We start from the raw sequence: 26,713 nt of genomic DNA on the forward strand, positions 1-26,713 counted from the left end.
GCAGTCCGCTTCCGCAGCTGCTACAGCTGCACCAGCCGTGGTGCAGATCCGTTGGCCCGCAACGCCGCTCCGGCCTGCCCGGTCAGTTCTCGTGCGCTGCCGAGCAGGCTGTCCAGAATCAGCGACCGTTTGACGTGGCAGTGCAACTGATGTTCGGCGGTGAACCCGATACCACCGAGCACCTGCTGGCAGTGACGCGCCGCGGTCAGTGCCGCCTGGCCGGCCGCCGCCTTGGCCAGCAAGCTGGCCAGGTCGTCCGGATCATCGGATGCCGTGCCGGCGGCGTGCAGGGTCGCCTCGGCGCCCTCGATCGCGACCAGCGTCTCGGCCAGTCGGTGCCGGATCGCCTGAAACGAGCTGATATGGCGGCCGAACTGGACACGATCCAGGGCGTGCTGGCGCGCTAGCGTCAGCATCGCGCGGCCGGCGCCGACCAGCCACCAGCCCAATGCCCGCCGCCCGGCGGCAAGTCCGGCCTCAGAAGCTGAATCCCCCTCTGCCACCGGATGTATCGGCAGCTGATCGTCTATCGCCGAACTTGGAGCGTCTTCACGTTTCCACACCACCCAGGAGCCGCCGGCGAACGGAAGCGGGGTGACACCGCCCGGTGTCTTGCCGGCCGCACGCAGCACCACGTCGTTGAGCACTGGCGCGTGCGCACCGGTCTCGCCGAGTAGCCGAAACACCAGAGGGATTGCAAAATGCGGGATTTCGTCCAGCATGTCGTGCCAGCCGAGGTCGGTCAGCGCCGTATCGAGCCTGGCGCCGGAAGTCGTGCCCATCGCGGTGCGTATTGAGTCGGCCAGCAGTTGAAGTTCCTCGGAGTCTGTGGTCAGGTCCATGATCACTCCTTCCCGAGATCGAGAAGCCGGCGGGCGATGATGTTGCGCTGAATCTCGGCGGTGCCACCATAAATGGTCGACGCGCGCGAGTACAGGTACTCCGAGCGCCAGGGTGTGTCGTCAAGTTCGAGGTCGCCGGACAGCAGGTCGCGGACGGTGTCGTACAACCGCTGTTCGGCCGAGGCCAGCAGCACCTTGTCGATCGAGGTATCGGGGCCCAGGCGTGCTCCGTCGCGCAGCCGATACTGCGTAGCGCGGGACCGGCAGCGCAGCGTGTGCAGAGCGAGATACGCTGCGCCAAGCTCGTATTCGTCGTGGCCGCCGTGCCGGCTGCCACCGGAAACCTCCGCGATGAGCGCATCGAACCGGGCGTAGAGATAGGCGATCCGCTGCCAAAAACAGGTGGAGCGTTCGAAGGGGAGTAGGTCCATCGCGAGCCGCCAGCCGTCGCCCGGCTGGCCAAGCATCCGGCTCCCGGGGATTACCACATCGTCGTAGTACACCTCGCAGAACTCGTCGACGCCGTGCATCGTGCGCAGCGGGCGGACGGTGATGCCTGGGGTGTCGAGGTCGACGAAGAACGCGGTAATTCCGTTGTGGTCGGGTCCGGTGCGAGTGAGCAGGATACAGCGGGTGCAGAACTGGGCGAAGCTAGTCCAGACCTTCTGCCCGTTGACTATCCAGTCATCGCCCTGCTGGGTGGCACGAGTGCTCAGCGACGCGAGGTCGCTGCCCGACCCCGGCTCGGAAAAGCCCTGGCACCATTGCTCCTCGCCGCGCAGCAGCCGCGGGACCATCTCCGCGGCGAGTTCTGCGGGGGCGTAATCGATCATCGTGGGTGTGAGCACCTCGAGCATGGAATACGGGCCGGGCTCGGCCAGTCGCCGGCCCACCACTTCTTCGCCGACGATCGCGCGCAGCAGCGCGGGGCCGCCCAAGCCGCCAACCTCGACAGGCCACCCGTAGCGCATCCAATCGGCGTCGTATAGCGCTCGGCTGACCCGCAGGAACTGCTGCATGTGGCCCTGCAGCGAGTGGTCGGGTCCTGGCGTTAAGTCGTTCTCGTCGAGCCACTTACGCAGACCCGACCGGAACTCCTCGACGTTCACGGCGTGGGGCGGCCGATGGCGTGCGGACGCCCGGAGTCGTGCACGCCGCTGCGGCGAATGAACGTCATGGCGCGAGTTTTCAATCGCCATCCGTCCGCGGTCCGCGAGTAGGTGTCGCGGTAGTAGCCGATCCGCATGTCATGCGTGGAGCCGTCGATGAAGCACAACGGCTGGGTGCCGCTCGCCGAATCGCCGTCAATGTTGTCGACCAAGGCAGTTCCGGTGAGGAATAAGCCTTTTGGTGCGGCGGCCACCAGCTCCGGAAACCTGTCCAGGCGGTAGGTGGAGCCGAAGGCGCTGTAGGTTCCGTCGGGTGTGAACACGCCGATGAGCCCGTCGATGTCTTCCTGGGTGATGGTGACGGCGTAGCGGGCGAGCAGCTGCTGGATCTCGACCAGATCGTCAGTTCTACTCGGCTGAGGAGTTGACATAGACCTTGCCGCCTTTCATCACGAAGCTGACGTTGCGGGTAACGGTGATGTCTTCCAATGGGTTTCCCGGTACCGCGATGATATCGGCAAGCTGACCGGCCGCGAGCCGCCCCCGGTCGGTCGAGTTGATCAGTTCGGCCGCGGTAATGGTCGCCGCCCGCAGCACCGCCAGCGGCGGCATGCCCCAGTCGACCAGGGTGACGAGTTCGTCTGCGTTGCGGCCATGCGGGATCGCCGGCGCGTCCGTGCCGACGGCGATCTTCACGCCGGCTTCATAGGCGGCCTTGATCGAGGTCTTCGCCTTGGGGAACATCTCGGCGGCCTTGTCCTGCAACTCCTTCGGAGCGCGGGACACATCGATCGCCTCGGCGAGCCTGCGGGTGGTCACCAGGAAGCGGTCGTTATCGACCAGCATCTGGATGGCCTCGTCGTCCATCAGGAAGCCGTGTTCGATGCAGTCGATCCCGCACGCGACCGCGTGCTTGACCGCTTCCGCTCCGTGCGTGTGCGCCGCGACGCGTAGGCCGCGACGGTGCGCCTCGTCGACGATTGCGCGCAGTTCCTCGTCTGAATAGTGTTGTGCGCCAGCCTCGCCGGTTAAGGACATCACGCCGCCGGAAACGCACACCTTGATCAATTGGGCGCCGTGCTTGATCTGGTATCGCACGGCTTTGCGGATCTCATCGATTCCGTTGGCGATGCCCTCTTCGACCGTGAGCTCGAGTGCGCCCGGCATGAACGCGGCGAACATCGTCGGATCCAGGTGCCCGCCGGTGGGCGTGATCGCGTGGCCGGCCGGGACCACCCGCGGCCCCTCGATCCACCCCGCGTCGATTGCCTTGCCCAGGGCGACGTCGAGCAGGTAGCCGCCGGTCTTCACGAATAGACCCAGATTGCGCACGGTGGTGAAACCGGCGTGCAGCGTGCGTCTGGCATTGCCGACCGCGCGCAGCACCCGCGTCGGGGGGTCGTCCTGCACCTGAGACAGCCCGGGCGTCTCGCCGCGCCCGCCCATCAGGAGGTTGACCTCCATGTCCATCAAGCCGGGCAGCAGGATCGCGTCGCCGAGATCGATGATCTCGCCTTCGGGATCTGCGCCGACGCCGACGATCCGGTCTTCCTCGATCGCCACGTTGCCGGGCCGAATGATCTCACCGGAGTCGACGTCGAGCAGCCCGGCGGCCTTGAGCGTCAGCACCGCTTAGATCACCGGCTCCCGGAGCACCTCGACCCATGCCGCGCCGCTGTCGGGGACCCGCGGCTGCTTCCATGCTTCGATCGGGAACGACACCATGACTAACGATTGCATGATGTGCATCAAGGTCTTGGCGTCGTCCGGCAAGTCGTCTAGCGAGTATTTGTCGCAGTACTCGATGACCTCGGGCAGCAGCGGAAACGCGACGTCGTAGAAAGCCTGCATCTCGGGCATCGTCGAGGCCAGCCGCTTGGCGTAGCGCTCAGGCTCGGTGGCCAGATCCCAATCCAAATGGGGCTGCAGAGCCGCGAACTCAGACGGTAGCGACATTGCGCTGGTACTCCTTCACGTAGTCACCGGTCGTCTTGTGCAGATGACGGATCAAGATTTCCTGGTCGCACAGCAGGAACTCTTTGACGGCCCGGGTGCCGATCATGGTCTGGGTCGCTTCCAGCGTATTGGCGTCCTGCAGCGCGTACTCCTTGAACGTCACCGCGGCCAGTTCCTGCGCCAGGCGTTCCCGCGCATTGCGCGGTGGGACGAAATACAGCGACGACTCGAAGATGTGTTTGTCCACCGCGGTCGGCCAGTAGTGGTAGGTCAAGTACCAGCCCGGCTCCCAGATCAGCAGCATGAAGTTCGGGTAGAACAGCCACGAGTCGATGCCCCACTGCGGTACCCGCTTCACGTTGACGCCCGGGGGCAGTTCCAGCTTCTGGATGATCTCCGGCTTGTCCCACGGGCCGAACAGCCCGCTGCGCAACACCTGGTCCAACGGCTTGACCATGGACATGTCCGGCGGTGGTGCCTGACCACCCCAGGTCGACTGCAGGTTGTGCGGGCCGGCCACCTCGTAGTGCAGCGCTTCATAGCCAAACTTCTGGATCTTGGCGGCTTCTTCCTTGGTGTACTGCCCCTGGTGCAGGATCGGCGCGTGGTAGAACTCGACGAAGGCGTCGATGAACAATTTCCAGTTGCTGCCAACCTCGGCCCGGTAGGAGTAGGTCTCCGTCATCTCTCCGAACGGGTAGCCCTCGATGCTCTTGGCCAACGGCCCAAGGTAGTCGATCAAGGGTGCCGCGTTGTCGTCGAAGTTGATGAAAATGAAGCCTTCCCACACCTCGCACCGGACGGATGCCAGGCCGAAGTTGCCCTTGTCGAGGTTGAAGAACTCTTCTTTCTGCTGGACGAAGGTCAGGTCACCGTCGAGGCTGTAGCGCCATGCGTGGTATTTGCAGGTGAACTGCCGGCAGGTACCGGAAGTCTCCTCGTTGGGAAAGTCGTTCCACACCAACTTGTTTCCGCGGTGCCGGCAGACGTTGTGATACGCCTTGACCGATCCGTCCTTAGTCTTGGTGATGATCACCGATGTGCCCTTGCCGGCCGACGGCAGCTCTCTGGTGAAGTAGCTGCCGGTGCGGGGGAGTCGCTCGACCCGGCCGACGTTGAGCCAGGTCTTCTTGAAGACCGCCTCACGTTCGGCTTCGAAGAATGCCGGATCGATCGAGTCGGTGTAATCAACCGGCGCGGTCCCCAACTCGGGGTAATTTTCTGTCCAGCTGCCGGCGGCTGGCTTCGGGAAGTGCGGCAACGTTCTTGCTCCTCTTGTCAGTGCTGTTCGGCGTGCTCGAGCTGAATGCCGAAAGTGTTGAAAGCCATAGCCAGCAGGGTGTAGCAACCGACCGTGAAGACGAAGTCCATGCGCTGCTGGTCGTTCAGCCGCTCGCCGAGTGCCGCCCAGGTCGCATCCGACAACTGCGATTGCTCGTCCAGTTCATCGACCCCGGCGATCACCGCGCGATCGAACGCGTCGAAGCGGCCGGCGTCCTCGCCGGCAGGACACTGCACCGCGGCGATCTGGTCGTCGGTGATTCCTTCCGCCTTGGCCATGCTGACGTGGTGAGACCACTCGTAGGGGCATTCGCGACGGTGGGCGACCCGCAGGATGGCCAGCTCGCGTATGCGTGGCGGCAGCGTGGACGACATCAACAGGTGGACGTTGAATCGGAGGAACGCCTTGGCCAACGCCGGGTGGTGAGCCAGCGTGGAAAGCGCATTGTTGGTGTCCGCGCCGCGCATTGCTGAGAGCGCTTGCTGAGTAGCCTCGTCCCACTGATCAGCCGGCAGCGGCTTCAAGCGCATCGACGGAGTCCTCTCGGCGAAAGAGAATCAGATTCTCATTTACAACTAACAGACTTGCACGATTCGCTCTGCGGGTCAATGCCAGCGGGTAGTGAGCCGCCGCCGGCCGAATCGTGCGCGGTTGCGCGGGGGTTTGTCCGCAGTGCGGGCGAGCGCATCGCCCCGATGCGTAACAAATTTTTGGTTTTCACGGGCCGAATGCCGGGTGCTGGCATTTCGGTGATCGCGTAGTCGCACGTGAGAGGGCCATCCGCGGCAAGATGAGGTATACCGGAACAGTGTCCGGAATTACCCGGGCGGCGCTGTGGATGTTGATTCTCAAATGGCGAGAAGCTAGTTTTCAGAGGTAGCGGGGCGAGATGACGGCCTGGGCGCACTGGGCGCAGACTGCAAGTGGATCCGATGGAGAGGGACGCTCATGAACAAAGAAGACATGATGCTGATCAGCGTCGACGACCACACTGTCGAGCCACCCGACATGTTCAAGAACAACCTGCCGAAGAAGTACCAGGACGACGCGCCCCGGCTGGTGCACAACGATGACGGCTCGGACATGTGGAAGTTCCGCGACACCGTCATTCCCAACGTGGCGCTGAACGCGGTCGCCGGCCGGCCGAAGGAGGAGTACGGCATCGAGCCAACCGGGCTCGACGAGATCCGGCCGGGTTGCTACAACGTGGACGAGCGGGTCAAGGACATGAACGCGGGCGGCATCCTGGCCTCCATCTGCTTCCCGTCGTTCCCCGGTTTTGCGGGTCGGCTGTTCGCCACCGACGACCACGATTTCTCGATTGCGCTGGTGCAGGCCTACAACGACTGGCACATCGACGAGTGGTGCGGCGCCTACCCCGCGCGGTTCATCCCGATGGCGATCCCGGTGATCTGGGATGCCGAGGCGTGTGCCGCCGAGGTGCGCCGGGTGTCCAAGAAGGGCGTGCACGCGCTCACCTTCACCGAGAACCCGGCCGCCATGGGCTACCCCAGCTTCCACGACGAGTACTGGAACCCGCTGTGGAAAGCCCTGTGCGACACCGACACCGTGATGAACGTGCACATCGGCTCCTCGGGCAGGCTGGCGATCACCGCGCCCGACGCGCCGATGGACGTGATGATCACGCTGCAGCCGATGAACATCGTGCAGGCCGCCGCCGACTTGCTGTGGTCGCGGCCGATCAAGGAGTACCCCGACCTCAAAATCGGGCTCTCCGAGGGCGGCACCGGCTGGATTCCCTACTTCCTGGAGCGCGCCGACCGTACCTACGAGATGCACTCCACCTGGACGCACCAGGATTTCAAGGGCAAGCTGCCCAGCGATGTCTTCCGCGACCACTTCCTGACCTGCTTCATCAGCGACAAGGTCGGTGTGGCGTTGCGGAACATGATCGGCATCGACAACATCTGTTGGGAAGCCGACTACCCGCACAGCGACTCGATGTGGCCGGGTGCGCCCGAAGAACTATGGGAAGTGCTGTCGCTGAACAACGTTCCCGGCGACGAGATCAACAAGATGACCTACGAGAACGCCATGCGGTGGTACTCGTTCGACCCGTTCACCCACATCTCTCGCGAACAGGCGACGGTCGGTGCACTGCGCAAGGCCGCCGAGGGACACGACGTGTCCATCAAGGCGGCGGGCCACGAAAAGGACAGCCGAGGCGGCGCGTCCTTCGCGGATTTCGCAGCCAACGCGAAAGCCCTTACCGGCAACAAGGACTGACCACACCATCGGACCAGCCTGAGCGCCGGTGCATTAACTGATGAAGGAGAACTAGCAGTGCCCGGCGATGGAATGAATTTTTCGCTGACCGATGACCAGGAGCTGATCCGCAGGTCGGTCGCCGAGCTGGCACGGAAATTCGACGACCAGTACTGGATGGAAAAGGACCTGGCGCACGAGTTTCCGACCGAGTTTTATCGCGCCATAGCCGACGGCGGCTGGCTCGGTATGACGATTCCGACCGAGTACGGCGGTCACGGCCTCGGAATCACCGAAGCCACACTGCTACTCGAAGAGGTCGCCAAGTCCGGTGGCGCGATGAACGCGGCCAGCGCAATCCACCTCTCGATCTTCGGCATGCAGCCGGTCGTGGTGCACGGGTCCGACGAACTCAAGGCGCGCACATTGCCCCCGGTGGCGAAGGGCGACGTGCATGTGTGCTTCGGAGTGACCGAACCCGGTGCCGGGCTGGATACTTCGCGGATCACCACATTCGCCAAGCGCGACGGCGACCGCTACATCGTCAATGGCCGCAAGGTGTGGATCTCCAAAGCGATGGAGTCCGACAAGATCCTGCTGCTCACCCGCACCAAGAGCCTCGACGAGGTGGCCAAGAAGACCGATGGGATGACGCTCTTCCTCACCGACCTCGACCGCGGCCGTGTCGACGTCCGCCCGATTCGCAAGATGGGCCGCAACGCCGTCAGCTCCAACGAATTGTTCATCGACGATCTCGAAGTGCCCGTTGAGGACCGAATTGGGGAGGAGGGCAAGGGATTTCAGTACATCCTCGACGGCCTGAATCCGGAGCGAATGCTGATCGCCGCCGAGGCGCTCGGTATCGGCAGGGTAGCGCTGGAAAAAGCGGTGAAGTACGGCAATGAGCGCGAAGTCTTCGGCCGGCCGATCGGCATGAACCAGGGCCTGCAGTTCCCGCTCGCGGATTCGCTGGCCCGGCTTGACGCCGCTGAACTGATGTTGCGCAAAGCCACCTGGCTCTATGACAACGGCAAATCCTGTGGGCGCGAGGCAAATACCGCAAAATATCTGTGTGCCGATGCCGGCTTCACCGCCGCGGATCGGGCATTGCAAACTCACGGCGGGATGGGCTACGCGGAGGAATACCACATTACGCGCTACTTCCGTGAGGCCCGGCTGATGAAGATCGCACCCGTCAGCCAAGAGATGATTTTGAACTTCCTGGGAGCCAACGTCCTGAAACTGCCGAGGAGCTATTGACCACGACCGAAGACCCCGTGCTGCTGTTCGACGACAGCGAAGGGGTACGCACGCTGACCCTGAATCGGCCGCGGCGCAAAAACGCCATCAGCCCCCAGCTGTGGATCGCCTTGCGCGACGCGCTGCACGACGCCGGTCGCGACCGCGGCGTGCGGGCACTGGTAATCACCGGTGCGGGCGGGGCCTTCTGCTCCGGTGCCGACATCGGGATTCCGGACGACATCCATCCGAAGTACAAGCTGGCGCGGCTGACCGATGTGGCACTGGCGTTGCACGAACTTCCGATCCCGACGGTGGCCAAGGTGACGGGCGTCGCGGTCGGCGCCGGATGGAACCTGGCGCTGGGCTGCGACCTGGTGGTCGCGACGCCGGAATCGACGTTCTCCCAGATCTTTTCCAAGCGTGGTCTGTCGATCGACCTCGGTGGTTCCTGGCTGTTGCCGAAACTCGTTGGCCTGCAACAAGCTAAGCGGCTGGCGCTGCTTGCCGAGACGATCGATGCCGCGGAAGCGCTCGCGCTGAACCTGGTCACCTGGGTGGTGTCCGCCGCGGAGATCGACGCCTTCGTCAAGGATCTGGCCGGCCGGCTCGCGGCGGGTCCACCCGTCGCGCTGGCCCAAACCAAGGCGCTGTTGAACGAGGGTGCCGACCGCACGCTGCGCGACGCGCTGGCTAACGAGTCGCGAGCTCAGATCGGTAACTTCGCGACCGCGGATGCGGCCGCCGCCTATGCCGCCTTCAGCGAGCGACGGGAGCCGTCGTTTACTGGCCGGTGGGCGCTATCAAAATCTGACGAGGATTCGGAGTAGGGATATGCGGGAGACGGTCATCGTCGAGGCGGTGCGTACGCCGGTCGGGAAACGCAATGGCGGGCTCTCGGGCATGCACGCCGCGGACCTGTCCGCGATCGTGCTCAACGAAGTGCTGGAACGCGCCGGTGTGGGGCCCGAGATCGTCGACGACGTCATCTGGGGCTGCGTGTCGCAGGTCGGCGATCAGTCCAGCAACATCGGGCGCTACGCGGTGCTGGCTGCCGGCTGGCCCGAGAGCATTCCCGGGACCACGGTGAACCGGGCCTGCGGTTCCAGCCAGCAGGCCCTCGACTTCGCGGTGCAGGCGGTGATGTCGGGCCAGCAAGACGTCGTCGTGGCCGGTGGCGTCGAGGTGATGAGCCGCGTTCCGCTGGGGTCTGCCCGGGCGATCGGCATGCCCTACGGTCCGAAGGTGCTGGCCCGCTACGACGACTTCTCCTTCAACCAGGGCCTGTCGGCGGAGATGATCGCCAAGAAGTGGGGCTTATCCCGCAGCCAGCTCGACGAATTCTCCGTCCAATCCCACGAACGGGCCGCCGCGGCCCAGGACAGTGGCGCCTTCACCGACCAGATGGTCCCCGTCTTCACCGACGACGAAGCCGTCGTCACCGCCGACGAGGGCGTGCGGCGGGGGAGCACGGTGGAGAAGCTGGGCGCGCTCAAGCCCGCGTTCGCCGAAGACGGCGTCATCCACGCGGGCAACTCCTCGCAGATCTCCGACGGCGCGGCAGCGCTACTGGTGACGACCTCGGAAATGGCGATCGAGCTGGGGCTGACCCCGATCGTGCGGTACCGGGCCGGCGCGGTCACCGGGGCGGATCCGGTGCTGATGCTGACCGGCCCCATTCCGGCGACCGAAAAGGTGCTGCGCAAGGCGGGCGTCTCGCTCGCTGAAGTGGGCGCCTTCGAGGTGAACGAGGCCTTTGCGCCGGTTCCGATGGCATGGATTGCCGAGACTGGTCCGGACCCGGGCTTGGTCAATCCGTTGGGCGGCGCGATCGCGCTGGGGCACCCGCTCGGCGCCTCCGGTGCGGTGCTGATGACCCGATTGGCCCACCACATGCGCGATAACGGCATTCGCTACGGGCTGCAGACCATGTGCGAAGGCGGTGGCACCGCCAACGCCACCCTGGTCGAATTGGTCGCGTAACACCGGGCGAAGAGCTCTTTAAGAGTCCGCCTGAGACCCTTGTCACAGCGGCCAAACCTACCTACTGTGTATTCACTAGGTTGGTTTAGCCCGCCAATCGGTCAAAGGAGTCCGGTGCCCGACGCACGGCGTTATGACACGCTTCTCGCCAAAGGTGAGGACCGCAAGCAGCGGATCCTCGCGGTCGCGCAACGGCTCCTCACGCGCAACGGCTGGCGCAACACCACACTGGCTCAGATCGCCGGCGAGGCCGGCGTCACCCCCGCGGGGCTGCTGCACCACTTCGAGTCCAAGGAACAGCTGCTGCACGCGGTCCTGGACGCCCGCGATCAAGACGACGATTCCCATGCTGACCGCGCCGGCGACCTGATGGCCCAGATCTCTGCGGTCGCCGATCGGTTCCACCGGGCGCCCGAATTGGTCGGCACGTTCACGGTGCTGCTCGTCGAGAACATCCTGCCCGACGCCCCGCTGCACGACCGCATGCTCGACCGGCACCGGCAAGCGGTCGACATCGTCGCCCAGCTCATCCGCAACGGTCAGGCCGATGGCCGCTATCGCTCGGACATAGACCCCACCATCAAGGCAGTGGAGATACTCGCCTTCGTCCACGGAATGGAAACCACATGGTTGCTCGATCCTTCGATACCGCTGACCGAGGTGTTCAAGCAGTACGCCGAGACGCTGGCGCGGGACTTCACGCCGCCCCACAAGCCGCTGAGCACGACATGAGGTATCGGCTCGACGTCGTCGCCTCCAGCGTGGTCGACGTGGTGCGGTTCGCCGGAGGGTGGCTGTTCGACCGGTCGATGGCCGGCTGGGACGTCACCGTGCTGCTCACCGACCTGGCCGACCACCCGGATATTCGGCCACTGCAGATCATTGGAGCCCGCACCCTCGACCTCGAATACGCCATCGTGTCGGTCGAGGATCGTCCCCGCCCGCAGGCCCTGGCGGCCGCGGCGGATCTGGTGGGGTGCGATTCGCGGGTGCGGCAGGGGGTGTTGCAGGCCCTCGATCACGGCGTCACCGAGGTCACGCTGTGGGGGGACACCTGGCCCGCCGAGCTCGACGGCAGCGTCGGCTTGGTCCAGCACCGGCTGAGCATGGCCGCGCAGATGTTCAAGGGCAAGGCGCTGGCCGCCGCCGCCGTCCCGGCGTACTCGATCGGTCAGGCCGAAAACTTTCGGAGCGGGCTGCTGGCATGCCCGTCGGTGGCTGCCGATCTGGTCCCGGCCAGCTAAATCACGCGGTCTCCGGCCAACACGTCACCGCCCGCCCCGCACCCCGAACAGCGGCACCTCTCGTTGACGACGAACACGCCGTGTGGAAATCTAATACTCATCTCTGACAGGATCATTCTCACTGCTGAGATTGGAACGGAGCAAGATGGCGAACGACTTCTCCAAGTTGGACTTCTTCCGCGGCAAGGAGCTCATCGCGGACCCGTACCCCTACTACGAGTCGCTACGGGAACAGTGTCCGGTGACCCGGGAAGACCACCACGGGGTCACCATGGTGACCGGCTGGGAAGAGGCGTGCGCCGTCCTCAACGACGCCGAGACCTGGTCGTCCTGTATCTCGGTGACCGGACCGTTTCCCGGCTTCCCGGTAAGCCTCGAAGGTCTGGAAAAAAGTGACATCACCGACCTGATCGAAGAGCATCGCGACGAACTGCCGTTCAGCGACCAGCTGCCCACGCTCGATCCGCCGACCCACACCAACCACCGCTCCCTGCTGATGCGCCTGATCACCCCCAAGCGCCTCAAGGAGAACGAGGACGCCATGTGGGCGCTCGCCGACCAGGCACTCGACGATTTCCTGGCGCCCGGTTACGGCGAATGGATCAAGGGCTTCTCCGGCCCGTTCACCCTGCTGGTCATTGCCGACCTGCTGGGCGTGCCCATGGAAGATCGCGACAAGTTCGTCAAGGGCATTGCCGAGCATGCGGGCGGCGGCATTGGCGGCACCGGTAAGGAGTCGCTGTCACACAGTCCGCTGGAATTCCTTTACGGACTGTTCTCCGACTATGTCGCCGACCGTCGCGCCCGGCCCCGCGACGACGTGCTCACCGGCCTGGCGACCGCTACTTTCCCCGACGGCTCCACACCGGACGTCGCAGACGTCGCCCGCGTCGCGGCCAACGTCTTCTCGGCGGGCCAGGAGACCACCGTGCGGCTGCTCGGCGCCGCGTTGCAAACGCTCGGCGAGCGCCCCGATATTCAGGCGCAGTTACGCAAGGACCGCAGCCTGCTCCCGAACTTCATCGAAGAGTCGCTGCGTCACGAGAGCCCGGTGAAGGGTGATTTCCGGATGAACCGTAAGCCGGTCAGCGTCGGGGGCGTCGACCTGCCGGCCGGCACCACCGTGATGATCGTGCAGGCGGCGGCCAACCGTGATCCACGCCGGTTCGACGACCCCACCACCTTCGACCCGGAACGCAAGAACGCCCGCCAGCACATCTCGTTCGGCCGCGGCATTCACAGCTGCCCCGGCGCGCCGCTGGCGCGCGCCGAAACCCGGGTGGCGATCGAGCGGCTGTTGGACCGCACCACCGACATCAGGATCAACGAGGACATGCATGGCCCGGCGAATGATCGTCGCTACCAATATGTTCCGACGTACATACTGCGAGGCCTGACCGAATTGCATTTGGAGTTCACGCTGGCATGAAGGTCTGGGTAGACGATCAGCGGTGTCGCGGTCACGGCATGTGTCTCACGTTGTGTCCCGACGTGTTCAGCTTGACCGACGACGGTTACGCCGAGGCGATAGATTCAGATATCCCAACGGAATTGGAAGCCGCGACTGCGGAGGCCATCGAGTGCTGTCCGGAGCAGGCCATCCGCGAGAAGTAACGAAATACACCGGCGAGTAGGGAGATTCGAGTGCCAAAAGGCTATGTCATCCTCACCGAGGCCATCAAGGACCCAGCGGGCATGAAGGCCTACGGCAAGGCCGCCGGTTCGGCGATGAGCGGTGCCACCATTCTCGCGGTGGACACCGCGCCCACAGTCATTGAGGGCAACTGGCACGGCGACCAGACCGTGGTGCTGGAGTTCGAGTCGGTCGACGCCGCGCGCGCATGGTACGAATCCGAGGGCTACCAGCAGGCGGCGAAACTGCGCCAAGCGGCCGCCGACTGCAACGCGGTCATCCTTTCCGGATTCTGATCGCTACTCGTCGCCGACGATCGCGATTGCCTGCCGGGGGCATTGACGGACCGCCTCGCGCACGTCCGCCTCGTTCTCCGGGGTGACTTCTTCGGTGTGGACGGTCAGCATGTCGTCGTCGCCGAGTTCGAAGATGTCCGGATTGATGCCCATGCAGACGCCGTTGCTTTCGCAGAGTCCCCAATCGACTTCAATTTTCCTCGTCATCGCGGCCCCCTTATCGAAGCACTTTGACGGGCACGCTCTTCCAGCCCGCGACGTTTTGCATGTTCACCCGTTTGCACCCGGACCAGTCCACCTCGTAGCGCGGCATGAACGCGACCAGCCGCTCCAGCGCGATCCTGCTTTCCAGCCGGGCCAGCGCCGCGCCCAGGCAGCTGTGAATTCCGTACCCGAGGCCGAGGTGTTGCGCCTCGGTCTGGTCGCGCTCGATATCGAATGTATCGGCGTCGGTGAAGGCCTCCGGGTCGCGGTTGGCCGCGGCGCCGCAGAGGAACACCGGCTTGAATGGCGGAATCACGCCGCCGCTGACGTGTGCTTCCTTAAGGGTGTAGCGGACGTTGTATTGGACCGGTCCCTCGTAGCGCAGTAGTTCTTCCACCGCCCCGGGGATCTTGCCGGGGTCGTCCTGCAACTTCTGCCACTGGTCTGGATGACGGGCGAAGATGACCGCCGCGTTGCCGAGCAGCTTGGTGACGGTCTCGGCGCCCGCCCCGCCCAAAAGGGTCGCGAAGCCGGTGATTTCGATGTCGTCGAGTTGGCGGGACTGACCGTCCTCGCCCGGAATCTCGGCCGCGATCAGCCTGCTGATCATGTCGTCCTGCGGGTCCGCGCGCCGCTCCTGAATAAGGCCGAAGTAGTACATCGCCGTGTCGATGTTGGCCTGCATGCCGGCTTCGCTGACCTCGATCTGCCCCGGTTCGTGATGCAGGCTGGTGTCGATCCAGTGGCGCACCTGCTGGCGGTATTCCTCTGGCACCCCGGCCATCCGGGTGATGACCTCGACCGGGAACGGTCCGGAGAAGTCCTGCACGACGTCGAAATTGACGGCGTCGACGGCGCCCAGGTACTTGTCGATCACTTCGATGATCGTCTCGAGCTGCGATTGAATCGCCCGCGGGGTGAAGGCCTTGTTGAGCAAGCTGCGCATGTGCCGGTGGTCCGGCGGATCCATGAAGATGATCGATTTCTGCTCGGGAGAGATACCCCTGCGCACCATCGCCAGGTCGCAGCCGCGCGCCGAGGAATACGTCTCGAAGTCTTTGAACGCCGCCGCCACGTCTTCATGGCGGGTCAGCGCGTAGAAGTCTTCCTTCTCGTCGTAGTACAGCGGCGCGTCCTCGCGCATCCGCCGATATATGTCGAACGGGTTGTTGTAGTAGTCCTCGGAGTACGGGTCGAAGATGAGCTTCGGCTTGGTCACTGACATGCTCCTCAGCGGCGAGGGTTGGGGCGGGCTGGAACCGTTACGATTGAATGCCTGACTGTAACGCTAACGGTAGCGCTTTCAAGGCGAACCGGAAAGAACCGAAGTGGCGTCATGTCAGACCTTTCCGCTGACATCGAGGGCTTCGAGGACGTCTTGCAGGGCACCGAGGCTTATTCCGAGGCCTTCGGCGATGCTGCGGACGACCGCGACGTCCTTGCCGACGAGTTCTCCGGCAACCTCGATGAACCCTGCGACGGAGCCTCGTGCAGCGACAATGTCGCGTACCCGGCTGGTGGCGCTGTCGTGCGGGCCGCCGCTGACCGGGGGATCGACGACGTCGACGGCGCCGGCCTGCGCGTGGTCGGCCGGATCGCGAACCTGCACCCGGACGTCGTGGCCGGGGGCCGCGAGACGCGCGACCATCGGGCCGCCCATCCGACCGGCGCCGACGAACCCGACTTTCACTGCGCCTTCATCGGGGATTACCCATCATCGCCAGCGCGACGTCGGCGGCATCGAGGACAGCGCCCCCGCGCGCGGCGGCCGCCTCGGCGAGGTCGACGATCAGCCGGACGCCCTTCTGCAGCAGCGGTCCCGCCAGGGGAGCCAGCCGGTCCAGACCGCCGACACCGCCAAGTGCGTTGAGCGCGAAGCTGTTTCCGCTGCCGCGCGAGACGACTTCGACGAGCCGGTCCGGTGCGACACCGAGGGACTGCGCCAGTGCCAGGGCGGTGGCTGCGGTACCGAGGTTGGCGGTGAACAGCAAGTTGTTGAGCAGTTTGGTGGTCTGTCCGGTGCCTAGTTCGCCGAGGTGGACTATCGGATCGCCATAGGTCTCGAAGACCGGACGGCAGCTCTCGACGACATCGGTCTGCCCACCGACCATCACCATCAGATGGCCCTTGGCGGCCGCCGGACCGCCGCCGCTGACTGGTGCGTCGATGACCGAAACACGCTTGCTGCTAGCCCTTTTCGCGAGCGCTTTGCAAGTGTCGGGGTGCACCGTGCTGTGCACCGCGATCACGGCGCCCGGCGCGATCCCCGCTAGCAGCCCGTGCTCGCCGCTGGTGATTTCTTCGATGTCCGCTTCGCCGACAACACAGAGGCAGACCAGATCGCTGGCCGCGGCGAGTTCGGCCGGTGACTGCGCGATTTTCACCGGGATGTCGGCGAATGGCTCAACCGATGCGGGCCGGCGTGCCCACAGCGTGGTGGAAAACCCGCACTCGATGATCCGCCGTGCCATGGGTCCGCCCTGACTGCCCAACCCGATGAATCCCACCCGCATCAGCCGGCCTCCTCTTCGTCCGCCGGACGCGCGGCTACACACTCGTCGGCGAACGAGAGAATTTGCGCATGATAATCCGCGGCGGTGTGGCCGAGGCTGATGTTGTGCCCCGCCCCCAGTTGCCGGTGCAGGGTGAAGCGCGGCGCGGCGGAGAACATCGCGGTGATCTCGGCTACCGCCGAATCGTCAGCCTGCCAGACCTTTTCGTGCTCGGCGATGCTGAAGTGCACCGGCACCCGCACGGCCGGTGCCAGCGTCGGGAAGGTCTGGCGTGCCCAGTCCGACACCATCTGGTCCTCGTAGGAGGGAGCCGATGGGGAAACCGTCGCACCGCCGAGGACCTCGGGGGGATACAGGTGCTCCGGGCTCCACAGCAGGTCGCGCATGCCCGACGGGCGGCGTTCGCGGGTCGCTGTTTTGAGTATTTCCTTGGCCGCGGGGTGATAGTGCCGGCCGGTCCCGGCCAATTCGATGCCGAGCAGATCGGCGCCGCGCTCGTCGGCAGCCATCCGCATCGTCAGTTCGCATCCGCCCGAATGGCCCATCACGAATAGTCCTGCACCGCTTGGTCGTTCGCCGATGATGCGATCGACCGCCCCGTAAGCCAGGTTGACGCGTTGGTCGCCGGAGACCATCGCCTCGGGATAAGGCGCCGAACTGCCGTAGCCCGGCCGGTCGAGGGCCACCACGGTGAATCCCGCTGTCGGACCGGCCCGTAACAGTGAATACGACGGGTGGCCGGGGCAGTCGAAATAGACCGCGGTGGTGCCGCCGCCGTGGATGGCCACGATCACGGCCTTGGGGTCTGGAGCTTCGGCGACGATCGCCGACATCGGCACCCCGGCGACGATCACCAATCGGGGATGCGGCTGGGCAGTCATGCTCGCCTCATTCCGCGGCCCGCAGCAGCAGCACGCCGCTCGGTGTCAAACCGCCGCTGCTGACCACGCCGACCCGGGCCCCGGCGACCTGGCGGTCGCCGGCCTCGCCGCGCAGCTGGGTGAGGGCCTCGTGCAGCAGGCCCATACCGTGGGTGCGGCCGTGGGAGAGCTGACCGCCGTGGGTGTTGAGCGGGAGCTGGCCGTCGCGGGCGATGTTCTTGCCGCCGTCCAGGAATTCCTTCGCCTCACCGATTCCGCAGAAGCCCAGCGCCTCGATCCAGGAAAGGCAGTTGAAGGAAAACCCGTCGTACAGCTCGGCGACATCGACGTCAGCCGGCAGCAGCGAGGTGCGGGTCCACACGTGCGCCGCCTGGCCCAGCACCTGCGGCTCGTGGGTCAGCGTGCTCTGGTCCCAGTCGAGCCGCTCGACGATCTGCGTCCCGATCGCCTCCACCAGAACCGGCGGCTTGGCCAGGTCGCGCGCGGCGTCGACGGCGGAGACGATCACGGCTATCGCGCCGTCGCAGGGCACGTCGCAGTCGTACAGGCCGAACGGCGTGGTGATGGGCCGTGCCTTCAGATAGTCGTCCATGTTCATCGGCGTCCGGTAGATGGCCGTCGGGTTCAGTTCGGCGTTGGCTCGCTGACTCAATGCGATCCAGCCCAGCGTTTCTTTGGTGGTGCCGTAACGGTGAAAGTGCCGCTGCGCGTTCATCGCCAACGTATGTGCCGCGGACGTGGCGCCAAATGGCATCTGCCAGCCCGACATCCGGCCCATCGATCCGGTGATCTTGCCCTGCTTCATCAGCTCGCCGTGGGTGGCTTCCCACAGCGTCCGGAAGCACAGCACATGGCGCGCCAGCCCGCAGGCGACCGCTTGCATCGCGGCGATCACCGAACCGCCCGGGCCAAACGTCTCCATGGCGCCGTTGTGCCAGGTCGGCCGAATGCCCAGCGCCGACTCGAGAGCGGTGGTGCCGCCCTCCCCGAATCCGCCGACATTGATCGCGCCGGGGTAGGTGGACAGGCCGTCGATGTCGGCGTACGTCAGGCCGGCGTCGGCGATGGCGGCCTGGCACGCCTGCACCGTGAGTGACAGCGGCAGTGCCATCAGCCGCCGCCCGATCGCTGACATGCCGATCCCGGTCAGCGCGACCTTGTCTTCGAACTTCTCCGCGGTAAGCATCGGCCGGACATGTTCGCCGAAGCGCTCCGGCGCGATCTCGTCGATCGGCAGCTCACCGGGCTCGGCGGCGTCTGGTACCGGTCGGAACAGCGGAAACCACACGTCCTCGACCTGCTCGAAGACGACCTCGACCTGCTGGCCGAGTTCCAGCCTGTCGGGATCGCACTCCACGATGTTGGTGGTCAATCGCACGCGTGGGTCTTCGACGATCGCCACTTGCGCGATCACGTAGGGCGCCGCCAGCCCGGGCAGACTGAATCGCTCGTTGATGGTGAATCCGGCCAGCGTCGCCTTGCCCGAAACCGCGCGCACCCCCACGTCCAGGGAGCGGCAATAACGGCACACCGGCGCCGGCGGATGGATCAAGGCTGCGCAGGATTTACATTCCTGCAGCCGTAGCTTTCCGTCGGCACCCGAGGTCCAGAAGAATTCGTTCTCCTGCGTGAGCTGGGGCAGCGGGCGGCGCGGTGCTGCTGACACGTCACCTCCGAGTGTCGCACGGCCGGCCCGGTAGGGCCATTATGCAAATTGGAGAATTACGTTATCACTCCAAACAGGCGCGATCCAGGCGCGTTGGCCGTGCTGGTGCCGTGTACCCGGCTCAGGTGGGGCGCCTGCCGTCAGTACGGCACCCAGGCGCCGTCGAAATAGGCGCCCCATTGGTGAAAGCCGACACTCCACATTGGGGCGTTCGGTGACCACCAGGGTTGCGGGGGAGGCGGTGGCACGTCCTGCCCGGCGAACGACGGCGCATATGCCGGCGGAGCCGTGTACCACAACGGAGGTGCGGTTGGCCGTTTGCACTCGCCGGTCGCTTGATTCCACGACATGTTGGGGTCGCACTGCGCTGCGCTGATACCCGGCGTCGCGATCACCGCAACTGCCATCGCCACGAAGACGACCGCGATTGCGGCAGCCGAACGACGAACAAACCACCTCATGATGGGCCTCTCATTGGCCGTCCCGACCTCGATTCTTCAGCTTATTCCGTTGATACCGCCACGACCAGGTAAACGACATCGGCGGGCGGCGCAACATCGAGGCCCGCCCAGCCGTGCGATTTCCGATCGCCGAGCGTTATGCTCCGAACAAAATATCAAGTACTTCACATTGGGAGGGCTTGTTGCTCGACGCCGAGAAGATCCTGATCACCGGGGCGACGGGCAAGATCGCGTTCCCCATCGCGCGCACCCTGGCCGCCTCGGGAAACGAGGTATGGGGCGCCGCCCGCCTGAAAGACCGCGCGGCCCGGGAAAAGCTGGCCGAAGCCGGCGTCAAACCCGTCGCACTGGACATCGGCACCGGCGACTTCTCCGGTCTGCCCGACGATTTCAGCTACGTCTTCCATGCGGCCGTGGACCCCGGCTCGGGTGACTGGAACCGGTGCATCGAAACCAATGCGCAGTCCTCCGGCGAATTGCTTTACCACTGCCGCGCCGCCAAGGGTTTCGTCTTCTGCTCCACCGGATCTATCTACGCCTACCAGGGCCGGCGGCCGCTGGCCGAGGGTGACCCACCCGGGGTGCCACTGCGGGCGAACTACAGCATGTCCAAGGTTGCCGCGGAGGCGGTATGCACCTGGATCGCCCGGCGGTACCGGATTCCGCTCACCATCATCCGGATCTGTTCGACGTATGGTCCGCAGGGCGGCGCACCCGCGGACCGTCTCGATGCGATGCTGGCGGGCAAGCCAATTCGGCTGCATCCCGACAAGCCGAACAACTACAACCCGATCTACGAAGACGACTATGTGGACCACGGCATCCGTGCCATGGAAGTCGCCGCGGTACCGCCCGTCGTGGTGAACTGGGCCGGCAGCGAGACGGTCAGCGTCGAGGATTACTGCACGTTCATGGGTGAGCTGGTCGGTGTCGAGCCGATCTTCGAATACTCCGCCGAGGCGCACACGCCGCTGTGGCCAGACGTCACCCACATGCACGAGGTGCTTGGCCGTACGAAGGTGCCCTGGCGCGACGGCTTCCGGCGCATGGTCGCGGCCCGCCACCCGGAAATTTCACTGCCCCAGCATGATTCAACAAAGACCTAAGGACGTACGCGATGCAGCTGCCCGGCACGCCATCGGACGAGGTCACCGAGATCCTCGCCGCCGGGCGTGGAGCGATCACCACGCTGTTCGTCTCCATGGCGACTCGTCATCCCGCCGGAACGGACGCCGACTACCTGCGCTGGCACACGCTGGACCACCGTCCTGAGCAACACCGGCTGGCCGCGGTGCGTGCTTCGTTGCGGCTGGTGTCCACCCCGGCATGCCGCGCCGTCCGCGCGGTCGGCGACGGGCCGCTGGACGCGGTCGACCACGTGATGACGTACTTCTTCACCGACGTGGACGGACTTGGTGATTTCAACCAACTGTCAACGGCGCTCGGAACTGCCGGCCGCAAACTCTCCTTGCTGCCACCGGTGGAGCGCGGGGTGTACGAGGTCGCAAGCCGTGTGGCCGCGCCGCGGGTCAAGGTCGGATCGGACGTGCTTCCCTGGCTGCCAGTACGAGGCGCCGTTATCTTGGTCGAGCGGGGTGCGGCACCGGTCGAAGCGTTGGTCGAAGTCGAGGGTGTCGCCGGTGTCTGGTCCGCATTATCGCGCCAGGTGGACGCCAATTTAGCTAGCGCCCAAGGGGATCAGTCGATCACGTATTGCTTTCTCGATGCCGACCCGGTCGCCACCGCGGAGCGCCTGCGGCCGGTACTGGCGGCGCGTTGGGCGCAGTGGGCCATCGAACCCTTGTTTGCCGCGCCATTTTTCGCGGTGGTTCCCTATGAATGGGATCGATATGTTCCGTAAGCAGTGGGCCAGATGCGCATCGGCCTGATGGTTGGCTCCGACAAGGAGCGCCCGCGTGCCGACCGGCTGGCCGGGCTGATCGCCGGTGCCGCCGCGGCCGAAAGCGGCGGGTTCACCTCGTTTTGGATGCCCCAGGTGCCGGGCTACCTCGATGCGATGACGGCTGTCACACTGACCGGGCAGGCAACCGATCGCTTCGAAATCGGCACGGCAGTTGTCCCGATTCAGACCCGTCACCCGATGATCATGGCGCAGCAAGCGTTGACAACCCAGATCAGTTGCGGTGGGCGGTTCACGCTCGGGATCGGGCCGTCGCATCATTGGATCGTCAACGGTCAGCTCGGATTGGACTACGAGCACCCGGTGCGCCTGATGCGCGATTACCTCGAGGTGCTCGACGCGTCGTTCGCCGGACCGGGGACGGTCGACGTCGACAACGGCAGCTTCTCCGTCCACTCGCCGGTGGATGTCACTGACTGCTACGAGGTTCGGATTCTGTTGTCCGCATTGGTCCGACGATGCTGAGACTCGCAGGCGAACAAGCCGACGGCACGCTGCTGTGGATGGCGGACGAGCGGGCGATCAGCGACCACGTCGTACCCCGTATCACCGCGGCTGCCACCGGGGCTGGGCGGCCCACGCCGCGGATCGTGGCCGGTGTGCCCGTCGCACTGTGCCCTGACAGGCAGGCGGACGATGCCCGCGGCTACGCGAGCGACGTACTGGGGCACGCCGATTTCTCGCCGAACTATGTGCGACTGCTGGAACACGGCGAGGCTCGGGACGTCGGTGACACGATGGCGGCAGGCGACGAGTCGGCCATCCTCAATCGGCTGCGCCGCTATCGCGACGCGGGTGTCACCGACCTGGCGGCGCGAATTGTGCCGTTGGGCAAGGACGCAACCCAGCGAACCGAATCGCGTTGCCGGACCCAGGAGTTTCTTTCGGCGGCGTGTCCCGCCCTGTAATCAACGCGATGGCAGACCCAGCACCCGCTGGGCGATGATATTGCGCTGAATCTCCGAGGTGCCGCCCGCGATGGTGCCCGCGTAACTGCTGATGTAGCGGCTGAACCAGCTGGCGGTGAAAAGGCCTGGGGCGCGGGGGTTGTACGGCGCGGTGATCGCGTTGTCGCGCAACCCATCGATGCCGGCCGCGTCCAGCGCGTGCCGCAGTGCGCTCTGTTCTGCCTCCGAACCTAAGACTTTCAGCACGGACAAGCCCGCCACGTCTACCTCACCGCGGGCCGCGCGACCCAGCGCTCTCGAGCCGAGCAGCCGCAGTGCGTAGTAGTCCATCGCGATGGTGGCGTAGTGGTCCGCGTTCACCTCGTCCGCCGGACGGTAGTCCTCGAGAAGCTGCTCGAGCCGGTTCGCGAAGGCCAGCCACATCAGGGTGCGTTCGTGACCCAGCGAGCCGTTCGCGACCTGCCAGCCGCCGTGCAGTGGTCCGACAAGGTTTTCCGCGGGTACCCGGACGTCGTTGAAGAACACTTCGTTGAAGTCAAGATCGTCGCGGTCGTAGACCGAGGCGAAGGGACGACACACCACCCCGGGAGCGTCGGTGGGAATCAGCAGCGCACTGATTCCCTTGTGCCTCGGCGCGTTTGGGTCGGTGCGGACGAAGGTCAGGATGACATCGGCGTCGTGGGCGCCCGAGGTCCAGACCTTCTGCCCGTTGACCACGAAGTGATCGCCGATCAACTCTGCCTTTGTCGAAAGCCCCGCCAGGTCGGAACCGGCTCCCGGTTCGCTCATCCCCAATGACGCGGTCATATCGGCGCGCAGAATCGGCACCGCCCAGTTCTGCTTCTGCTCGTCGTTGCCGAAGGACAGCAGCGATGCCGCGATGATGCCGACGCCCTGGGGATTGAAGCAATGATAGATCCGGCGGCGCGACAGCTCCTCGCGATGCACGAACTGCTGAACGATATCGGCGTTGCGGCCGCCGAATTCGGGTCGGTTTCCGGGCAGCAGCCAGCCGTGCTCGAACTGGAGCCGCTGCCAGCGGCGCGACCATTCGGGCACGTGTGAGGTCGAGGTAGGTCGTTGGGCGGCCTGCGCTTGCGTCGGCAGATGTTCGTCGAGAAAGGCGACGAACTCCGCGCGGAAGGCTTCCACCTCGGCGTCAAAGGTCAGTTGCATGAACGCTACGAATCAGAGCCGGGACAACTCAACGGGAAAACCCATTCGGTAGGGACGTTATACAAATCAGAGAATTACGTTATCACCTGCGAGGGGGCACGATCTATACGGAGCCGTCGAAGCGTGGCCATCAACGTGAAGGTGGATGAGTGTCCGAGTATGTCGCCAATCGGGGATATCAGGTTGTCCGGTTGCGGGATGGGCGGCAGCTGAGTTACGCCCAATACGGCGACCCGAGCGGTTTCCCGGTGCTCTACGCGCACGGCGGATTGGCCTGTCGTCTCGACGTGGCTGCCGCCGCACCGGTCGCCAAGGTGTGCAAAGTTCGCGTTATTTCCCCCGACCGACCAGGCGTCGGCCGGTCGGACCCGCAACCGGGCCGAACCATTCTGGACTGGGCGCGTGACGTCACCGAATTGCTCGACAGACTCGACGTGAATCGATTTGCCGTGATGGGCTGGTCTCTTGGCGGGCAGTACGCCGCGGCAGTAAGTCACGCGCTACCGCAGCGGGTAACCCGAAGTGCGATCATTGCGGGCGCGATACCACTGACCGAATCAGGCGCGATCGATGATCTTCCGGCCATCGATCGCGGCTACATCCGCATGTCTTGCCGCACACCATGGTTGGCGCGATTGTGCTTCCGCGTGATGGGCCTGGCCGCCGTAAGCGCTCCGCGGCTCTACGGCTGGCTTGCCGCACGTGAACTCGGAACTGCCGACGCTGCGGTACTGGGCGCCGATGGTTTCACGACGTTTGCGCAGATGTCACGTGAGGCAATGCGCCAACCCCAAGGCGTTGTCGAAGAGTACCGCGCTATGATGCGCCCCTGGGGCTTCGCGCCCGAGGATATCCAAGTGCCGGTGGGTATTTGGGCGGGGACAGACGACCAACTCCTGGACCGGTCCTGGCCCGACGAACTTGCCCGCCGGATACCGCACGCGACGCTCTACCGGAAAGCCGGCGGACACTTCCTCGCCCAGCTGTACTACCGGGACATCATCGAATCGCTATGCGGGTGACAAGACCTGGAACGCGGCGTGGCTACCCGGGCAGCTGAGCTCAGCGGGTGAATCCCCATTCGGCTTCGTTCTCTTCGGTTTTGAGATGTTCGGCCGGGTCGTCCGCGTCGGCAAGAGGTGGCTGGGGGGCACGGGTTCTGCGGTCACCGATCTCGGTAATCGCGTGCACCGGGCAGTCGAACAGCGCGCGCATGACGTCGTCGTGATCCGCTTCGGCCACGGTGCCGTCACCGATCAGAGCCGCGTATCCCCAGTCGTCCAGTGAGAAGTATCCGGGCGCGTGCTTGGCGCAGATGCCGAAGCCGTCGCAAATGGTGCGGTCCAGGCGGATTTTCATGCTTGGCTCATCGCTTCCGCCTCGTAGGGCCGGTCGGCGCGGAAGGTGCCACCGCTGCAGTCCGGGCAGGTGCCGTCGAGATGCGCGACGACTTCGGCGGGAAACTGATCGAGCAGGCTGGCGGCCACATTGGTGGCGGCATCCAGCGTCGCGCAGGCGCCACGTCCACGTAGCAGCACCGACCAGCGGCGCAATCGGTCGACATCTTCGTTCGTCGCGACGCCGTCGCGTAGGGCTCCAGCGGCGGCGGCCATCGCCGCCGTCCCGTTGAAGCACGATCCACATTGCCCGGCATTTTCAAGGTCGAAGTAGGCCAGCACCGATGCCGCGACCGCGACCGGACAATCGTCGGTGATCACCGAGACCGCGCCGCAGCCCAGGCCGCTGCCGAGGCGTCGCATCGTCTCGTGGTCCAGGGTGGCCTCCAGTACGGTGCGGTTGAGTAAGCCCGCGAAGTACCCGCCCATCAACGCGCCCCGCACCTGCTCAGGAGAAATACCGTGCAATGCAAGCAATTCGGTGAATGCCAGGCCGTGGGGGAGCTCGTAAAGAACCGGCGGCTTACCGCCCCCGGTGATGGTGGCCAAAAAGGTGCCCGTCGACAGCGCCGTGCCTTGTGATCGGAACGCCGCCGAGCCGTTGCACTGTAAGTAGGGCAGATTGGCCAGCGTCTCGACATTGCTCACCAACGTTGGTCAACCGCCACGCCCGCTTCGAACGGGCGTGGCGGTTTGTCCGTCGGCTTGGCCGGGCCGCCGTTGATCACCCGAACTGCGGCAGTCTCCTCGCCGGCCACATATCCCGGCTGGACAGTCAGCAGGTGGACCGCGACGCGTTGGGTTTCGGGATCGAGCTCGCCGAGCGCGGTTTCGACGCTGTGTGCCGACTCCGGGTCGGATACATACACGTAGGCGCGGTCAGCTGCCACGATCGCCGCGGCCAACCGCAATCCGTCTAGCACCAGGTGGGGGCGGTTGCGCAGCAGCCAGCGGTCCTTGATCGAAGCCGGCTCTCCCTCTTCGCCATTCGCGATGAGGACGGGGCCGCCGCTGTCGGATATCAAGCGCCCGTTGTCGCGCACCGTGCGCAACTTCACCGCAAGCGGAAACGCCGCGCCGCCGCGGTCGACGAGTCCGCTGGCTTCGACTTCACTCAGCAACGCATCGGTGTCGGGGAGCGGGCGGTAGCCGCCGAGCTGTAGATATGCAGCCAGGTCTTCGCGACCGGCTTGCTGACTCAGCAGCCGCGGCGTGCACCCGGGATAGGTGGCGGTGGTGATGGTCGTGGTCTGGGTGGTGTTCAAAGCTGGCCTGCCATCGTCTTAGTTAGGCTTGCGCACATGCGAACTGCGGTGGTCCGTGTCAACGTCGACCCGGAAGGCGTGCTCACGCCCGCGCAACTACGTGACGGCATGGCAGCACTCCTGGAGTTCGCGGCTAAGGCCGAAGCCGACGTGGTCTGCAACGACCTCGCGTCCATGCCGGTCAGCCGTCGTGAAATCGAGCTGCTCATCGCCGCCGACGACAGCGACACGGCCACAGAGGCCGCAATCGGGTTGTGCACCAAAGTGTTCGGCGCTGCGCCGGTTCCTGGTGTGATCACGTTTGTCAGCAGGGGAACCGACGACGACGCGCACGGCGTGTTGTCCGCCTTCGGCCTCACCGGTGACATCGTGCGCACACCCGGCGACGACGGGTTCGACATCGTTCATGTGACGCTGCGGGAGTCCGACCTCGAACGCATTCCGGAAAGCCGAGTCCATACGGCGCTGGAAGCGTCGCTCAACTGTGAGGTCCACATTCGCACCGTGTAGC

Annotated in this window: 29 protein-coding genes and 2 pseudogenes; 14 read left to right on the forward strand and 17 right to left on the reverse strand. The window is 65.1% G+C overall.

Annotated elements, in window-relative coordinates; genetic code table 11:
• Positions 1–20: 20 nt before the first annotated feature.
• Genes H7K34_RS12455 through H7K34_RS12485 form a run of 7 tightly spaced genes read right to left on the reverse strand, consistent with a single transcriptional unit; the run spans position 21 to position 5,719 of the window.
• A complete protein-coding gene (locus H7K34_RS12455) occupies positions 21–842 on the reverse strand; it encodes an acyl-CoA dehydrogenase family protein (RefSeq protein WP_264062215.1) in 822 nt (273 codons plus the stop codon).
• A 2-nt stretch (positions 843–844) separates the two neighbouring features.
• The gene (locus H7K34_RS12460; protein ID WP_264062216.1) at positions 845–1,951 is read right to left on the reverse strand and encodes an acyl-CoA dehydrogenase family protein; all 1,107 of its coding nucleotides are present in this window, start codon (positions 1,949–1,951) and stop codon (positions 845–847) included.
• Entirely contained in the window at positions 1,948–2,382 is a 435-nt protein-coding gene (locus H7K34_RS12465) for a nuclear transport factor 2 family protein (protein ID WP_108925758.1), read from the reverse strand. Before H7K34_RS12465 ends, H7K34_RS12460 begins: the two co-directional genes overlap by 4 nt.
• Complete coding sequence (locus H7K34_RS12470; protein WP_264062217.1) at positions 2,360–3,580, reverse strand: metal-dependent hydrolase family protein; 1,221 nt, start codon at positions 3,578–3,580, stop codon at positions 2,360–2,362. The genes H7K34_RS12465 and H7K34_RS12470 overlap by 23 nt, the downstream gene beginning before the upstream one ends.
• Before the next feature lie 3 nt (positions 3,581–3,583).
• Positions 3,584–3,907, reverse strand: coding sequence for a hypothetical protein (locus H7K34_RS12475; protein WP_108925760.1), 324 nt, complete (start codon positions 3,905–3,907; stop codon positions 3,584–3,586).
• Positions 3,891–5,168, reverse strand: a complete 1,278-nt coding sequence (locus tag H7K34_RS12480; RefSeq protein WP_264062218.1) for an aromatic ring-hydroxylating oxygenase subunit alpha — start codon at positions 5,166–5,168, stop codon at positions 3,891–3,893. Before H7K34_RS12480 ends, H7K34_RS12475 begins: the two co-directional genes overlap by 17 nt.
• Positions 5,169–5,185: 17 nt before the next feature.
• Positions 5,186–5,719 carry a carboxymuconolactone decarboxylase family protein gene (locus tag H7K34_RS12485; RefSeq protein WP_264062219.1) on the reverse strand — a complete coding sequence of 178 codons (534 nt, stop codon included), beginning with the start codon at positions 5,717–5,719 and terminating at the stop codon, positions 5,186–5,188.
• A gap of 418 nt (positions 5,720–6,137) precedes the next feature.
• Here H7K34_RS12485 and H7K34_RS12490 point away from each other — a divergent pair, with 418 nt between their 5' ends.
• The 9 genes from H7K34_RS12490 (at position 6,138) to H7K34_RS12530 (ending at position 13,810) form a co-directional block, all read left to right on the forward strand.
• Positions 6,138–7,436: an amidohydrolase family protein gene (locus H7K34_RS12490; protein ID WP_264062220.1), complete on the forward strand. Its 1,299-nt coding sequence runs from the start codon at positions 6,138–6,140 to the stop codon at positions 7,434–7,436.
• 72 nt (positions 7,437–7,508) lie between these two features.
• Positions 7,509–8,675: an acyl-CoA dehydrogenase family protein gene (locus tag H7K34_RS12495; protein ID WP_264062456.1), complete on the forward strand. Its 1,167-nt coding sequence runs from the start codon at positions 7,509–7,511 to the stop codon at positions 8,673–8,675.
• Positions 8,672–9,484, forward strand: a complete 813-nt coding sequence (locus H7K34_RS12500) for an enoyl-CoA hydratase/isomerase family protein (protein ID WP_264062221.1) — start codon at positions 8,672–8,674, stop codon at positions 9,482–9,484. Before H7K34_RS12495 ends, H7K34_RS12500 begins: the two co-directional genes overlap by 4 nt.
• Before the next feature lie 4 nt (positions 9,485–9,488).
• Positions 9,489–10,637, forward strand: coding sequence for a thiolase family protein (locus tag H7K34_RS12505; protein ID WP_264062222.1), 1,149 nt, complete (start codon positions 9,489–9,491; stop codon positions 10,635–10,637).
• 114 nt (positions 10,638–10,751) lie between these two features.
• Positions 10,752–11,369, forward strand: coding sequence for a TetR/AcrR family transcriptional regulator (locus tag H7K34_RS12510; protein ID WP_264062223.1), 618 nt, complete (start codon positions 10,752–10,754; stop codon positions 11,367–11,369).
• The gene (locus H7K34_RS12515; protein WP_264062224.1) at positions 11,366–11,881 is read left to right on the forward strand and encodes a hypothetical protein; all 516 of its coding nucleotides are present in this window, start codon (positions 11,366–11,368) and stop codon (positions 11,879–11,881) included. The genes H7K34_RS12510 and H7K34_RS12515 overlap by 4 nt, the downstream gene beginning before the upstream one ends.
• A 145-nt stretch (positions 11,882–12,026) precedes the next feature.
• The gene (locus tag H7K34_RS12520) at positions 12,027–13,310 is read left to right on the forward strand and encodes a cytochrome P450 (RefSeq protein ID WP_264062225.1); all 1,284 of its coding nucleotides are present in this window, start codon (positions 12,027–12,029) and stop codon (positions 13,308–13,310) included.
• A complete protein-coding gene (locus H7K34_RS12525; protein ID WP_264062226.1) occupies positions 13,307–13,495 on the forward strand; it encodes a ferredoxin in 189 nt (62 codons plus the stop codon). The genes H7K34_RS12520 and H7K34_RS12525 overlap by 4 nt, the downstream gene beginning before the upstream one ends.
• Positions 13,496–13,525: 30 nt before the next feature.
• Positions 13,526–13,810, forward strand: coding sequence for a DUF1330 domain-containing protein (locus tag H7K34_RS12530; RefSeq protein WP_372510747.1), 285 nt, complete (start codon positions 13,526–13,528; stop codon positions 13,808–13,810).
• Positions 13,811–13,813: 3 nt separating this feature from the next.
• Here the strand turns inward: H7K34_RS12530 and H7K34_RS12535 are convergent, their stop codons facing one another.
• The 7 genes from H7K34_RS12535 to H7K34_RS12565 all read right to left on the reverse strand — a co-directional run bounded on the left by H7K34_RS12535 (position 13,814) and on the right by H7K34_RS12565 (position 19,535).
• Positions 13,814–14,017 (reverse strand): ferredoxin, encoded by a 204-nt coding sequence (locus H7K34_RS12535; protein WP_264062227.1) that lies wholly within the window; start codon positions 14,015–14,017, stop codon positions 13,814–13,816.
• Between the two features lie 10 nt (positions 14,018–14,027).
• Positions 14,028–15,233, reverse strand: coding sequence for a cytochrome P450 (locus tag H7K34_RS12540; protein ID WP_264062228.1), 1,206 nt, complete (start codon positions 15,231–15,233; stop codon positions 14,028–14,030).
• Between the two features lie 120 nt (positions 15,234–15,353).
• The gene (locus tag H7K34_RS12545; protein WP_264062229.1) at positions 15,354–15,704 is read right to left on the reverse strand and encodes an NAD(P)-binding domain-containing protein; all 351 of its coding nucleotides are present in this window, start codon (positions 15,702–15,704) and stop codon (positions 15,354–15,356) included.
• 7 nt (positions 15,705–15,711) lie between these two features.
• On the reverse strand, positions 15,712–16,527 hold the full coding sequence (locus tag H7K34_RS12550; RefSeq protein WP_264062230.1) for an NAD(P)-dependent oxidoreductase: 816 nt from the start codon (positions 16,525–16,527) through the stop codon (positions 15,712–15,714).
• Positions 16,527–17,408, reverse strand: a complete 882-nt coding sequence (locus H7K34_RS12555) for an alpha/beta hydrolase (RefSeq protein WP_264062232.1) — start codon at positions 17,406–17,408, stop codon at positions 16,527–16,529. Before H7K34_RS12555 ends, H7K34_RS12550 begins: the two co-directional genes overlap by 1 nt.
• Before the next feature lie 7 nt (positions 17,409–17,415).
• Positions 17,416–19,074: a thiolase C-terminal domain-containing protein gene (locus H7K34_RS12560; protein WP_264062233.1), complete on the reverse strand. Its 1,659-nt coding sequence runs from the start codon at positions 19,072–19,074 to the stop codon at positions 17,416–17,418.
• 140 nt (positions 19,075–19,214) lie between these two features.
• Positions 19,215–19,535 (reverse strand): hypothetical protein, encoded by a 321-nt coding sequence (locus H7K34_RS12565; protein WP_264062234.1) that lies wholly within the window; start codon positions 19,533–19,535, stop codon positions 19,215–19,217.
• 182 nt (positions 19,536–19,717) lie between these two features.
• Between H7K34_RS12565 and H7K34_RS12570 the strand changes: the two genes are divergently transcribed.
• The 3 genes and pseudogenes from H7K34_RS12570 to H7K34_RS12580 all read left to right on the forward strand — a co-directional run bounded on the left by H7K34_RS12570 (position 19,718) and on the right by H7K34_RS12580 (position 22,364).
• Entirely contained in the window at positions 19,718–20,641 is a 924-nt protein-coding gene (locus H7K34_RS12570) for an NAD-dependent epimerase/dehydratase family protein (protein ID WP_264062235.1), read from the forward strand.
• A gap of 11 nt (positions 20,642–20,652) precedes the next feature.
• The gene (locus tag H7K34_RS12575) at positions 20,653–21,396 is read left to right on the forward strand and encodes a hypothetical protein (protein ID WP_264062236.1); all 744 of its coding nucleotides are present in this window, start codon (positions 20,653–20,655) and stop codon (positions 21,394–21,396) included.
• A 12-nt stretch (positions 21,397–21,408) separates the two neighbouring features.
• Positions 21,409–22,364: pseudogene (locus H7K34_RS12580) on the forward strand (LLM class F420-dependent oxidoreductase).
• Here the strand turns inward: H7K34_RS12580 and H7K34_RS12585 are convergent.
• Positions 22,365–23,540 (reverse strand): acyl-CoA dehydrogenase family protein, encoded by a 1,176-nt coding sequence (locus tag H7K34_RS12585; RefSeq protein ID WP_264062237.1) that lies wholly within the window; start codon positions 23,538–23,540, stop codon positions 22,365–22,367.
• Between the two features lie 149 nt (positions 23,541–23,689).
• Here H7K34_RS12585 and H7K34_RS12590 point away from each other — a divergent pair, with 149 nt between their 5' ends.
• On the forward strand, positions 23,690–24,562 hold the full coding sequence (locus tag H7K34_RS12590; protein ID WP_264062238.1) for an alpha/beta fold hydrolase: 873 nt from the start codon (positions 23,690–23,692) through the stop codon (positions 24,560–24,562).
• Between the two features lie 40 nt (positions 24,563–24,602).
• Here H7K34_RS12590 and H7K34_RS12595 read toward each other — a convergent pair whose 3' ends face one another.
• On the reverse strand, positions 24,603–24,899 hold the full coding sequence (locus H7K34_RS12595; RefSeq protein ID WP_264062239.1) for a ferredoxin: 297 nt from the start codon (positions 24,897–24,899) through the stop codon (positions 24,603–24,605).
• Positions 24,896–26,202: pseudogene (locus tag H7K34_RS12600) on the reverse strand (NADH-ubiquinone oxidoreductase-F iron-sulfur binding region domain-containing protein). The gene H7K34_RS12595 and the pseudogene H7K34_RS12600 overlap by 4 nt, the downstream one beginning before the upstream one ends.
• 36 nt (positions 26,203–26,238) lie before the next feature.
• Between H7K34_RS12600 and H7K34_RS12605 the strand changes: the two are divergent.
• Complete coding sequence (locus tag H7K34_RS12605; RefSeq protein WP_264062240.1) at positions 26,239–26,712, forward strand: hypothetical protein; 474 nt, start codon at positions 26,239–26,241, stop codon at positions 26,710–26,712.
• Position 26,713 lies beyond the last annotated feature (1 nt).

It is taken from the genome of Mycobacterium montefiorense, from assembly GCF_025823255.1.
Lineage (GTDB): Bacteria > Actinomycetota > Actinomycetes > Mycobacteriales > Mycobacteriaceae > Mycobacterium > Mycobacterium montefiorense.